At 70.4% G+C, this 11,394-nt stretch carries 13 protein-coding genes and 1 pseudogene; 3 read left to right on the forward strand and 11 right to left on the reverse strand.

From position 1 onward, the window contains the following. Positions 1–1,431, reverse strand: a 1,431-nt coding sequence (hemL, locus tag QH470_RS22455; protein ID WP_280274329.1) for a glutamate-1-semialdehyde 2,1-aminomutase, incomplete at its 3' end; no start/stop codon positions are given. Between the two features lie 250 nt (positions 1,432–1,681). On the opposite strand from hemL, the gene QH470_RS22460 reads away from it, so the two are divergent. After that, positions 1,682–2,068, forward strand: a complete 387-nt coding sequence (locus QH470_RS22460; RefSeq protein ID WP_280274330.1) for a hypothetical protein — start codon at positions 1,682–1,684, stop codon at positions 2,066–2,068. Positions 2,069–2,082: 14 nt separating this feature from the next. On the opposite strand, the gene QH470_RS22465 is transcribed toward QH470_RS22460, so the two are convergent. The 5 genes from QH470_RS22465 to hemB all read right to left on the reverse strand — a co-directional run bounded on the left by QH470_RS22465 (position 2,083) and on the right by hemB (position 4,986). Further along, on the reverse strand, positions 2,083–2,298 hold the full coding sequence (locus tag QH470_RS22465; RefSeq protein WP_280274331.1) for a hypothetical protein: 216 nt from the start codon (positions 2,296–2,298) through the stop codon (positions 2,083–2,085). A gap of 81 nt (positions 2,299–2,379) precedes the next feature. Then, positions 2,380–2,616 carry a hypothetical protein gene (locus tag QH470_RS22470; RefSeq protein WP_280274332.1) on the reverse strand — a complete coding sequence of 79 codons (237 nt, stop codon included), beginning with the start codon at positions 2,614–2,616 and terminating at the stop codon, positions 2,380–2,382. Between the two features lie 55 nt (positions 2,617–2,671). Further along, positions 2,672–3,223 carry a hypothetical protein gene (locus QH470_RS22475; protein ID WP_280274333.1) on the reverse strand — a complete coding sequence of 184 codons (552 nt, stop codon included), beginning with the start codon at positions 3,221–3,223 and terminating at the stop codon, positions 2,672–2,674. Positions 3,224–3,493: 270 nt separating this feature from the next. After that, positions 3,494–4,012, reverse strand: a complete 519-nt coding sequence (locus QH470_RS22480) for a hypothetical protein (RefSeq protein ID WP_280274334.1) — start codon at positions 4,010–4,012, stop codon at positions 3,494–3,496. Further along, positions 4,009–4,986 (reverse strand): porphobilinogen synthase, encoded by a 978-nt coding sequence (hemB, locus tag QH470_RS22485; protein WP_280274335.1) that lies wholly within the window; start codon positions 4,984–4,986, stop codon positions 4,009–4,011. The genes QH470_RS22480 and hemB overlap by 4 nt, the downstream gene beginning before the upstream one ends. Before the next feature lie 191 nt (positions 4,987–5,177). On the opposite strand from hemB, the gene QH470_RS22490 reads away from it, so the two are divergent. Beyond that, on the forward strand, positions 5,178–5,450 hold the full coding sequence (locus QH470_RS22490; protein WP_280274336.1) for a hypothetical protein: 273 nt from the start codon (positions 5,178–5,180) through the stop codon (positions 5,448–5,450). 252 nt (positions 5,451–5,702) lie between these two features. On the opposite strand, the gene QH470_RS22495 is transcribed toward QH470_RS22490, so the two are convergent. The 5 genes from QH470_RS22495 to QH470_RS22515 all read right to left on the reverse strand — a co-directional run bounded on the left by QH470_RS22495 (position 5,703) and on the right by QH470_RS22515 (position 11,126). Continuing rightward, entirely contained in the window at positions 5,703–7,265 is a 1,563-nt protein-coding gene (locus QH470_RS22495) for a bifunctional uroporphyrinogen-III C-methyltransferase/uroporphyrinogen-III synthase (protein ID WP_280274337.1), read from the reverse strand. Positions 7,266–7,338: 73 nt separating this feature from the next. Continuing rightward, on the reverse strand, positions 7,339–8,340 hold the full coding sequence (gene hemC, locus QH470_RS22500) for a hydroxymethylbilane synthase (RefSeq protein WP_280274341.1): 1,002 nt from the start codon (positions 8,338–8,340) through the stop codon (positions 7,339–7,341). Between the two features lie 59 nt (positions 8,341–8,399). Continuing rightward, positions 8,400–9,785, reverse strand: coding sequence for a glutamyl-tRNA reductase (locus tag QH470_RS22505; protein ID WP_280274338.1), 1,386 nt, complete (start codon positions 9,783–9,785; stop codon positions 8,400–8,402). Beyond that, the gene (locus QH470_RS22510; protein WP_280274339.1) at positions 9,782–10,609 is read right to left on the reverse strand and encodes a redox-sensing transcriptional repressor Rex; all 828 of its coding nucleotides are present in this window, start codon (positions 10,607–10,609) and stop codon (positions 9,782–9,784) included. The genes QH470_RS22505 and QH470_RS22510 overlap by 4 nt, the downstream gene beginning before the upstream one ends. A gap of 256 nt (positions 10,610–10,865) precedes the next feature. Next, positions 10,866–11,126 carry a glutaredoxin family protein gene (locus tag QH470_RS22515; protein ID WP_280274340.1) on the reverse strand — a complete coding sequence of 87 codons (261 nt, stop codon included), beginning with the start codon at positions 11,124–11,126 and terminating at the stop codon, positions 10,866–10,868. A gap of 145 nt (positions 11,127–11,271) precedes the next feature. Here QH470_RS22515 and QH470_RS22520 point away from each other — a divergent pair. Continuing rightward, positions 11,272–11,394 (forward strand): annotated as a pseudogene (locus QH470_RS22520) (cysteine hydrolase); the annotation flags it as partial.

Consider the following 11,394-nt stretch of genomic DNA (forward strand, 5'->3'; position numbering starts at 1 on the left):
TGGATCTGGGGTTGACGGGGGCGGCCGCTGCCGCGCTCTCTCTGGGGGGGGGGGGGGGGGGGGCGGTGCGTGTTGCGGGGGGTCGTTGCCCTCCCCGTGGTTGCCCGGGGGGGGGGGGGGGCGGGCGGCGCCCCCCGCGGCGGCGGGCAGGGCGACGGCGATACGGTCGAATGCGTCCTCGTCGAGCGCGGCGGAGACGAACCACGTTTCGAACGCGCTCGGCGGCGCGTACACCCCGCGATCGAGCAGCGCGTGGAAGAAGGCCGGGAAGCGCCAGGTCGCACTGGCTTTGGCGGCGGCGTAATCGGTCACCGGTTCGTCGGCGAAGAACACGCTCACCATATTGCCCGCGAACTGCACGACGTGGGCGACGCCCGCGGCGGTAAGGGCCTCGGTGAGCAGCGCGCCGAGCCGCTGCGCGTTGCGGTCCAGCGCGGCGTACACCGCGTCGTCGGCCGCGCGCAGGGAAGCCAGGCCGGCCGCCACCGCGACCGGATTCCCCGAGAGGGTGCCCGCCTGATACACCGGTCCGTCGGGAGCCAGCCGGTTCATGATGTCGGCGCTGCCGCCGAACGCCGCGGCCGGTAGCCCGCCGCTCATCACCTTGCCGAAGGTGTAGAGGTCGCCCGCGACGCCCTCCACGCCGTACCAACCGGCCGGGCTCACCCGGAATCCGGTCATCACCTCGTCCATGATCAGCAGCGCGCCGTGCTCGGTGGTGAGCCGGCGCAGGCCCGCGTTGAAACCGGGCAGCGGCGCGACCGTACCCATGTTCCCGGCCGCCGCCTCGGTGATCACGCCGGCGATCCGGTCCGGGAATTCGGCGAAGGCGGCGGCAACCGCGTCGAGGTCGTTGTACGGCAGCACGATGGTGTCGGCGGCCTGCGCGCCGGTGACGCCCGGGGAGGTCGGCAGACCCAGCGTCGCGACGCCCGAACCGGCGTCGGCCAGCAGCGCGTCCACATGACCGTGGTAGCAGCCGGAGAATTTGATGATCTTGCTGCGGCCGGTGTAACCGCGCGCCAGCCGGACCGCGCTCATGGTGGCCTCGGTGCCGGAGTTGACCAGCCGCACCCGCTGCACCGGATCGACCCGGGCGGCGATGGTCTCGGCCAGTTCGATCTCCGCCTCGGTCGGCGCGCCGAACGACAGGCCGTCGGTCGCCGCCCGCCGGACCGCGTCGACCACCGCCGGGTGCGCGTGGCCGAGAATCATCGGGCCCCAGGAACACACCAGGTCGACGTAATCGTTGCCGTCGGCGTCGGTGAGCGTGCTGCCGCGCGCGGAGGCGATGAATCGCGGTGTGCCGCCGACGGATTTGAAGGCCCGCACGGGCGAATTCACGCCGCCGGGAATGATCGCGGCGGCGCGTTCGAAGAGGCTGGCGGAGACCGGCACGGGCGTCTGGGTCGCGCGCGGAGATGAACTCACGGCCTCCAGTGTCGCAGCCTCGCCCCGGACCGTCGACGACAGGGTGTAGTGGGGTGAGTCACGGCACACCACCGACCTGCCGCTACCACGGCCGAGTACATTCCTCGAGATTTGCCCGAAACCGGACTTTCGCACTTGTCGGCGAGTGAAAACGCAACACGCCGGAAGAACTTTCAGCGCATATCGATCGCTGCGCGATTGCCGCTCCGTACGCTCAGGGCACGACTCAGCCACGGCCGGGAGGGATTTCATGCGCACCATCCTGCTCAGCACAGCCCTGTTGTTGACCGGTCTCGCCGCCGCGCTCGGCGGTGCGGGCCAGTCCGCGGCGGGCGTCCCGGTCGCTCAGCCGGACCAGGGGCGGCTCGGGTGGGCCCTGTCCCACGACGAGACCGCCGCGCTGTCCGACGGTCCGGTCCCGGCACTGGTCACCAAGGTCGTGCCGCAGAGCCGGATGGGCGCGGGCCTGCATCCGGAGACGGATCTCTACCGCGACGACAACGGCAACATTCACGCCTCGCTGCGGCAGGTGATCATGGAGGCCGCCGAGCATCCCGATGGCACCGTGACCTTCTTCGTCAATGCCCCCGGCAGCCGCGGTTCCCGCGTACTCGACATCTATCAGCGCTGGAACTGAACCCGCGGCACCGCTCAGGACAGCGGCACGCCGAGGCAGAAGACGGCGAAGCCGGTGGACAGCAAACAGTTCAGCGGATTCGGCAGGACGTCGAGCAGGGACGCCGGGGCCGGTGCTGCCATAGCGGATTCGACGGGAGCGGCCGCGGCGGGCACGACGGTGGCAGCGCCGACGGCTCCCGTGGCCGCCGCTGTGAGGGCAATGCGTTTCACGAGGTCTGTGCGCTTCATGCCGACCATTGTCCGCCTGCCGTGGCGACACACGAAGGGACTCGGCTCGCCACACCGATATCGGTCAGCGGTTCGGCGATCTCATCGCGAGCGCGCGCACCGGGCGACGAGATCGATGACAGCCAGCCCCGCGATCGCCACCAGTAGCGCGGCCAGCCCCAGCCAGGGACCGGAATAGCGAGTGGCCTCGAAGGCGGGCTGCTCCCCCGCGGCCGCGAACACGGTCCGGTCGATTCCGTTGCGCCAGCTCGGCACCGCGGCCCCGGCACAGACCACCAGCAACACCAAATCGACGACGATCCACACCCGCCGCATCACCAGCGTCCTCCTCGGTTTCGTGTTCGAACTCGATTCAGGGCGTGTCACCAGGTTTTCACCCGGCTTCGGGCTGCTCGGTATCCCCCGGTTCGGAACCTGCGCCGGGCTTCGCGCCCTGGTCCGGCTCGGGATCGGCCGGTTGCAGCGCGGTGGTGAGTTCCGCGCGGAGCCGGCGGTGGTCGCGGGCCCAGGCTTGGACGAGGGAACCGTCGTCCAGTTTCAGGCCGATGGCTTTGCGGCGGCGAGGCACGCCGGTGAGTTCGCCGAGGGCGCGGGCCGACTGCCAGTCCTCCTCGTCCCAGGACTCGTCGTCGGGTTCGGGCAGCACCGCGGCGATGCGGCGCAGCGGGAGGGTCTCGGTGCCGTCGCGCAGGGTGTCGCCGGTGAGTTCGACGCTGACGTGCCGACGGCCCGCCACCACCTGCAACCACACGAAACCGCCCAGCAGCGCGGCGCAGAACCCCAGCCCGAACCAGTGCACCCGCGAACCCAGCCCGACCTCCAGCAACAGGATGATCAGGCACAGCACCGGCCCGTAGGCGATCGTGCGCCAGCGGGCGCCGGGCTCCGCGAACAGCACCGCGGGCGCGGTCTGGGCGTCGTTCATGCGGGGAGAATCAGCCGACTGCTCCCGGGAGCAGCAATACGGCGAGGGTGAGCAGACCGAACAGGATCAACAGGCTCAGTACCAGTACATCTCGCCGAAGGCTCTGCGGCTGCTGAATCACCACTCGCATCAATGCCTCCGCTCCACCGGAGCGCATCGCATAACGCGATCCCGAGAACAACGCCCGAGCAACGACATCCGGTTCCCAAATCCTCTGTGACTGCCCTCACGATACATCCTGGTCCGTCCGTAACAAATTCCGCGTATCTTCTAGCGGCCGCCGAGGCGGAAGAAGGCATCGGATTCGGTTCTGCGGCAAAGGAACAGCGCACCACCCGCGAGCACCGCCTGCAGGATCGCCGCGGCCCCCGTGAGCAGCGGGCCCACCCCGCCGACCGCACCGAGCCCGATCATCGCCCCGACCGCGCCGAAGACCAGCACCACGGCCGCGATATCCAGCAGCGTCCGGGCCCACAGCTTGCCGCGGCCCAGCTGGTGCACGATCGCCAGCGCGCCGATCGCGAAGGCCAGGCCGAACACCACGATCAGTACCTGCATGACCGACACGATCAGCTCGACCTGCGCGAACGTCGCCTGGGGCTGCTGCTCGCGCACCTGGTCGAACAGCTCCCGCGCCAGCTCTTCCCGGCCGGTGAACCGGTCCAGCGCACTCGCGATCAATCGCACGATGCCGAGCGCGACGACGGCCCACCACAGCTGACAGGCGGTACGGACATCCGTCGGCGCCGGTACGGGCCCCGGGCGCCCCGGCGGACTCCACTGATTCACGACAGCCAGTGTGCGGCCTCGGTCGCCCAGTAGGTGAGCACGAAGTCCGCGCCCGCCCGGCGGATACCCAGCAACGACTCCAGTACGGCGGCGCGGCGGTCGATCCAGCCGCGCTCGGCCGCGGCGGTGATCATCGCGTACTCGCCGGAGATCTGGTAGGCGGCCACCGGCACGGTCGAGTGATCGGCGACCTCGCGCAGGATGTCCAGGTACGACATGGCCGGCTTGACCATCACGATGTCGGCGCCCTCGGCGAGATCCAGCTCCAGTTCGCGGATCGATTCGCGGCGGTTGGCCGGGTCCTGCTGATAGGTGCGGCGGTCGCCCTGCAGCGAGGAGGCGACGGCCTCGCGGAACGGGCCGTAGAACGCCGAGGAGTACTTCGCGGCGTAGGCCAGGATGCCGGTGTCGGTGCGGCCCGCGGCATCCAGTCCGGCGCGGATGGCGCCGACCTGGCCGTCCATCATGCCGCTGGTGCCGAGCAGGTCAGCGCCCGCCTCGGCCTGCGCCAGCGCCATTTCCACGTAGCGGGTGAGGGTGGCGTCGTTGTCGACGGCGCCGTCGGCGGACAGCACGCCGCAGTGGCCGTGGTCGGTGAATTCGTCCAGGCAGGTGTCGGCCATGACGACCGTCGAATCGCCGACCTCCTCGGCGAGGGCGCGCAGGCCGCGGTTGAGAATGCCCTCCGGGGCGCTGGCCTGGCTGCCGGACGGGTCCTTGTCCTCCGGACGTGGCACCCCGAACAGCATCAGCCCGCCGACACCGGCGGTGACGGCCTCGACCGCCGCCTTGCGCAGCGAATCCATCGAATGCTGGTAGACGCCGGGCATCGAGCCGATCTCGCGCGGCTCCGACAGGCCGTCGGCGACGAACATCGGCAGCACCAGATGCCTTGGCGCCAAGGTGGTTTCGGCGACGAGACGGCGCAGGGCAGGAGTCCGCCGCAACCGCCGCGGGCGGTCCATTCCGGTCATGAATCGCACGATACGCCCCGCTCCGGAGCCTGTCGCGAGCGCCTCCGGCACTTCCCGGCGACCGATGCCGCGGCCGGGAACCGATCGTGAAAACCCTTGCGGCCACGCGTTTTTGTCGGTGGGTCGAGGTAGAATCGAAGATGTGTTCGAAGAGATCCGATCAGGGTCTCCGATAGCGAGGGGAGGATCTCGTGCCCGCTACCGCACCGACGATCATCGATAGGCCCTATGTCCCGCTGGTGAAGCGGCGGCTGCCGCCCGGCCGCCCGCGGTCGTGGTACGTCACCCACAATCGCCGGCTGAAGGCGATGCGCCTGTCCATCGCCCTGCTCGACTCCGGCATCTACCGAGCGAGCCTGGCCGACAACGAAACCATCCGCCGCACAGCCCAACTCGTCGGCCTCCACCCACCCTCGGACAAAACCTGCCGCCTCGTCCGCGACCTCATGCGCGCCCGCCGCTGACCCGGCCAAAAGCAGGCCGGGATGGATGGCGGTGTACAGGTACCCGTGACGCACCCGACCGTCAGTGCCCGTCATTCCGGCATGCTGCGCTTCGTCATTCCGGCGGGCTTTTGGCCGGAATCCACGAGCGAGATCCCGGCCAAAAACGTGCCGGGATGACAGTAAGGCCAGACGTGCCGGGATGACGGTGATACCAGGCTGCGCCGCGGTGACGCTGGGGTGCCGGTGCCCGGCTTGGGCACCGGCATGCTGCTAGCGGCTGCGGCGGCTCTTTTTGCGGGGTGGGGGGAGGAGGCCCTCGGCTCGGAGGTGGGCGGCGTGTTCGGCGAGGGCGTCCACCAGGGGGCCGACCTGGGCTATCTCCGGCTGGACGTCTACGCGGAGGCCGAATTCGATGGCCGTTTCGGCGGTCTTCGGGCCGATGCAGGCGACGATGGTCCGCGCGTGGGGCTTGCCGGCGATGCCGACCAGATTCCGCACCGTCGAGGAGGAGGTGAACAGCACGGCGTCGAAACCACCGGTCTTGATCATCTCGCGGGTCTCGGCCGGCGGCGGCGAGGCACGCACCGTCCGGTACGCGGTCACGTCATCGATCTCCCAGCCGCGGTCGCGCAGACCCTCGGCCAGGGTTTCGGTGGCGATATCGGCGCGCGGCAACAGCACGCGGTTGACCGGGTCGAATACGTCGTCGTAGGGCGGGAAGTCGGCGAGCAGGCCCTCGGAGGACTGTTCGCCGCTCGGCACCAACTCCGGGTTGATGCCGAAGGAGCGCACCTTGTCCGCGGTGGCCTCGCCGACACAGGCGATTTTCACACCGGAGAAGGCGCGGGCGTCCAGGCCGAATTCGCCGAACTTCTCCCACACCGCGCGCACCGCGTTGGTGGAGGTGAAGACCACCCACTGATAACGGCCGTCGACCAGGCCCTTGACCGCGCGCTCCATCTGCGCGGGGCTGCGCGGCGGCTCCACGGCGATGGTCGGCACCTCCATGGGGATGGCTCCGTGCATGACGAGCTTCTCGCTCATCTCACCGGCCTGTTCCTTGGTGCGCGGCACGAGCACCGTCCAGCCGTACAGCGCCCGCGACTCCCACCACGACATCTTGGCGCGCTTCTCGACCTCCTTGCCGACCGTGACCACCAGCGGCCCGACCAGCTCCGAGGCGGCGGAGTTCAGCGTGGCCAGCGTCGCCTCGATGGTGCGCTGCTGCCGGGTGGTGCCGCGCACGGTGACCGCGACCGGGGTCTGCGGGGCCATGCCGTGCTCGACCAGCGCGCTCGCCGTCTCGGCCAGGTGGCCGGAGGTGGCGTGCAGCACCAGCGGCCCGGGCGCGCCCGCGACCGCGGCCCAATCCACCTCACCGCGTACATCCACCTCGGTGTGCGTGGAGCCCAGCGCGATACCGGCGTAGGCCGGGACGGTGGTGCCCGACGGCAGACCGGGCAGCACCTCGAACATCACGTGCGAGCGGGTGACGGCATTGACCTCGGCGATCACCGAATCGGTGGTCAGCGGGTCGCCGGAGACCAGCCGCACCACGTCGTGGCCGTTGCGCGCCTCGGCGATCAGGGTCTTGGCGACCTCCGCCGGCTCGCCGAGCGCCGGGCGCACGTCGACCGTGGGCTCGCCGTCGGGGCCCGGCTCCACCACGGCGCCGACCAGGGCGGACACGCCCTTGTCGACGTCGGGGTCGGTGAAGGCCAGCGTCGCACGCCCGAGCACCTCGCGGGCCCGCACGGTGAGCAGCGCCGGGTCGCCGGGGCCCGAACCCACGAACAGGATCCGGCCCGGGTGCTTCTTCGTGGCTCGACTCATGCCCGCACCTCGCTGGCGCTCGGTGCCGGCATGCCCGAAGGCGCCGCGCTGATCATTCGCTCGCTGCGCTCGCTCATTGGTTGTTCTCCATTGGGCTGGGATTACTGAGGTCTGAAGAGGCGCTGTCATCGGCGCTGAGCAAGTCGCGTGCCCCCAGCTCCAAAAGTTCACGCGCCAACGAACGGCCCAGCTGCTCGGCCTGTGCGAGCGAGCCGACCGCGGAGGCCCGGATGACATCCGAGCCATCGATGGCCGCCGCGCACCCGCGCAGCGACAGTTCCTCGAACACCCGGCCGTCGTCGTCGATCGACTCCACCACCTCGGCCAGCGCGCCGACCGGCGCGGTACAGCCGGCCTCGAGCTCGGCGAGCAGCGACCGCTCGGCGAGCACCGCGGCCCGGGCGGCGGAATCGTCCAGATCCGACAGGATGGTCACGAGTTCGGAGTCTTCGATGCGGCATTCCACCGCGAGCGCGCCCTGGGCGGGAGCGGGCAGCATCTGCACCGGCTCCAGCGCCTCGGTGACCTCGGTGAGACGGCCGACGCGGGCCAGTCCGGCGCGGGCGAGGATCACGGCGTCGAGTTCGCCATCGGCGACCTTGCGCATTCTGGTGTCGATATTGCCGCGCAGCGGCAGTACCTCCAGTCCCAGGCCGAGCGCGCGCAGCTGCGCGATCCGGCGCGGCGCCGAGGTGCCGATCTTCGCGCCCGGCGGCAGCGCGCCGAGCACCAGGCCGTCGCGCGCGACCACCGCGTCGCGCGGATCCTCACGCGCCGGGATCGCGGCGATGACGAACCGAGGGTCCGGCGCTGTGGGCAGATCCTTGTACGAGTGCACCGCGATATCGACATTGCCGATGGCCAGTTCGTCGCGCAACGCGGTGGTGAACACGCCGACACCGATCTTCTCCACCGGATCGGAGGATTTGTCGCCGGCGGTCTTCACGACGACGAGTTCCGCGTACTGCCCGGCGGCGATCAGCGCGTCGCGGACCGTGCCGGCCTGGGTGAGTGCCAGGTGGCTGCCGCGAGTACCGATGCGCCACGGCGCCGCGGCCGTGCCCCGTGTGGTCATATCGTGCTCCTGCAACGCTGCGTCGGTCACGATTTCCCCGGTCATAGTGGTGGTTTCGGTCATGCCGCCGGCCCCTGTCCGTCGCCGGCCTGGCCGGTGGTGAAATCGTCGGCCAATTCGCCCAGCGCCCCGATCTCCATCGGCGCCGCGACGGCCTGCGCCGCACCGGGCTTGAGTTCGAACAGTTCGCGCAGGGCCTCGGCGTAGGAATCGCCGCCCGGTGTGGAAGCCAGCTGTTTGACCCGCACCGTCGGCGCGTGCAGCAGCTTGTCGACCACCCGGCGCACGGTCCGGGCCACCTCTTCGCGGTCCGGGTCGGCCAGGCCGGGCAGCTTCGACTCCAGCCGCAGCAGTTCGGCCTCGACCACGTCGGCGGCTCGCTGCCGCAGCGCCGCCACGGTCGGCGTCACCTCGGCCATCCGCTGGCCGGCCAGGTACTTGGAGAGTTCCTCGGCGACGATCGCGCGGGCCGCGCTGGTGTCGTCGGCGGCCGCGCCCGCGGCCGGGTCGCGCTGCAATGTCTCCATGTCGATCACGGTCACGTCGGGCAGACCCGCGACCGCCGGGTCCACATCGCGCGGCAGGCCCAGGTCGCAGATCACCATCTGGTGGTCGACCCGGGCGGAGTTCAGGGCCCGGTGCGCGTCGGCCAGCGTCACCACCGATCCGACCGCGCCCGTGCTCGTGATCACGATGTCGGCATCGGCCAGCGCGGGGACGAGCCCGGACAGATCCGACGCCGACGCGGAGGCCTCGTGCATGGTCGCGGCGGTGTGCGCCAGCCGCTGCGCGCGCTCCAGCGTCCGGTTGACCACGGTGATGTGCCCGACCCCGGCACGCGCGAGATGCGCTACCGCGAGACCGCCCATCGCGCCCGCGCCGATCACGACGGCGGCCCGATCATCGAGCGTGCCGAGCACCGCGCGGGCCCGGTCCAGCGCGACCGACACCACCGAGGCGCCCGCCCGGTCGATTCCCGTCTCGGAGTGCACCCGCTTGCCGACCCGCAGCGCGTGCTGGGCCAGTTCGTGCAGGGTGCGACCGGCCGCCTGCTGCGCGTCGGCGGCGGCGTAGGCGGCACGGATCTGGCTGAGCACCTGTTGCTCGCCGACCACCATCGAATCCAGGCCGCTGGCGACCGCGAACAGATGTTCGGCGGCGGCCTCGCTGTAGCGCACGTAGGCGTGCCGGGTCAGTTCCGGCAGAGGTAGACCGGAGTGCTTGGCCAGCAGATCACCGACCTCGGCCAGACCGCCGTGGAAGGCGTCGACCACGGCGTAGACCTCGACGCGGTTGCAGGTGGAGACGATCATCGCCTCGGACACGTGCTGCGAGGCGAGCATGCGATCGGTCAGCTTGGGCCGGTCGTCCTCGGTGACAGCAACCTTCTCCAGCACCGCGACGGGCGCGCTGCGATGCGAAATACCGACCAGAAGCACGCTCATGGTGCCACCACCGATCCCTTGCTGTTTGGCTCCGTTGCCGAATGCTTGATGCCCGCGTGCGACCGGTCCGCCACCCGGCGGCCGATCGGAGTGGACACCGCGGTCACGGTTTCGCCCGCGGCCACGCTGTGCGCCTCGTCCGGTGTGTCCGCCTCCGCACTGCGCGCCCGTTCGAACGACAGCATCTGCATCTCGACGGCGAGATCAACCCGGCGGACCTCGACCGACGACGGTGCGTCCAGCGCCGTCGGCGAGAAGCTGAGGATGCATTGCACACCCGCGGCGACCAGATCGTCGCAGACCGCCTGCGCGGCCGCGTCCGGCACCGTGATGACCGCGATGGTCGGCGCGAGTTCGGCGACGGCGCTGTGCAGTTCCGCGACATCGCGCACGATCAGTCCGCTGACCTGCTCGCCGATGATCGCCGGAGCGGAATCGAAGATGCCGACCATGCTGAATCCGCGCCGCCGGAACCCGCCGTAGCCGACCAGCGCGCGGCCCAGATTCCCCGCGCCGACCAGGATCACGCGGTGCCCCTCGGACAGCCCGAGTACATCCTCGACGCGGGCGCGCAGCTTGGCCACGTCGTAGCCGACGCCGCGAACACCGTTGGGGCCGAGGAACGACAGATCCTTGCGTAACTTCGCGGAACCGACACCCGCCGCGACAGCCAGTTCTTCACTCGATACGATGAGCACACCCTCGTCGGCGAGCAGGGCGAGCACCCGGAGATAGGTTGCCAGCCGAGCCACGGTCGCCTGCGGGATGTCCTTCTGCAGAGCCCTGCCGGAGACGCCGCCTGGCGCCTCATGCTGCTCTGTCACGTCGTTCGGCTCCTCGTCCGGCCGGGGATAGGTGTCCGGTTCGCTGTGCACCGCCGACGCCGGAGGGTGCCGGTATCGGTATGTCGGGGTTCGAGTGCTTCCACTGCCTGTCGCAGTCGGTTCGCGTGTCACCACCGTAACTGCTTGTGAAGCCCTGCACAAAGTCGGTGAATTCGGTCACTCGAGGTCGGGCCGTGCCGCCCCATTCAACCCGCAGTCGGCGGTGAGGTTCCACACAACGCGCCGGGCGGCGCGCTCAGCGGCGCAGATCCGCCCGCAGCCGCGTCTCGTCGACGTCGAAATAACTGTGTTCGCGCCCGTCGAGCAACACTACCGGCAGCCGATCACCGTATTCGGCCCGCAGCCCCGGATCGCTCGCCGCGGCCTCGTCCACGTCCACCGTCCCCGGCTCGATCCCGAAATCGCCGCAGATCACCCGCAACTGCTCCAGCGCGACGGTGCACATCCCACACCCCGCCCGAGTCAACAACGTCACCGAATGCGTGGAGTCGCCCATGCCCCCATTCAATCCCGCAAGCACGCCAACGCCCAAGGTTTGCGGCGCGGGGGGGGGGGGGTTTGGGGGCGCCCCCCGCCCCGCCGGGGCAGCCAGGGGGGGGGTAAAGAGGCCCCCCCCGCCCGCCCACCCGGCCCGCACCGCGTTGCTGCTCATCTACTGGCAGATCGATTTCTGCGGACCCGGCGGATACGTCGATCAGATGGGCTACGACCTCGCCCTCACCCGTGCCGGGCTGGCACCGACCGCGCGGGTGCTCGACGCCGCC

Origin of the sequence: Nocardia wallacei, from assembly GCF_029868745.1 — a bacterium.
Classification (GTDB): domain Bacteria; phylum Actinomycetota; class Actinomycetes; order Mycobacteriales; family Mycobacteriaceae; genus Nocardia; species Nocardia wallacei_B.

Bases quoted from the DNA above. Each gene is read 5' to 3' on its own strand.
- QH470_RS22495 (WP_280274337.1), bottom strand. From the start codon at position 7,265: ATGAGTCGAGCCACGAAGAAGCACCCGGGCCGGATCCTGTTCGTGGGT.
- QH470_RS22475 (WP_280274333.1), bottom strand. From the start codon at position 3,223: ATGAACGACGCCCAGACCGCGCCCGCGGTGCTGTTCGCGGAGCCCGGC.
- hemB (WP_280274335.1), bottom strand. From the start codon at position 4,986: ATGACCGGAATGGACCGCCCGCGGCGGTTGCGGCGGACTCCTGCCCTG.
- QH470_RS22515 (WP_280274340.1), bottom strand. From the start codon at position 11,126: ATGGGCGACTCCACGCATTCGGTGACGTTGTTGACTCGGGCGGGGTGT.
- QH470_RS22505 (WP_280274338.1), bottom strand. From the start codon at position 9,785: ATGAGCGTGCTTCTGGTCGGTATTTCGCATCGCAGCGCGCCCGTCGCG.
- QH470_RS22460 (WP_280274330.1), top strand. From the start codon at position 1,682: ATGCGCACCATCCTGCTCAGCACAGCCCTGTTGTTGACCGGTCTCGCC.
- QH470_RS22465 (WP_280274331.1), bottom strand. From the start codon at position 2,298: ATGAAGCGCACAGACCTCGTGAAACGCATTGCCCTCACAGCGGCGGCC.
- hemC (WP_280274341.1), bottom strand. From the start codon at position 8,340: ATGACCACACGGGGCACGGCCGCGGCGCCGTGGCGCATCGGTACTCGC.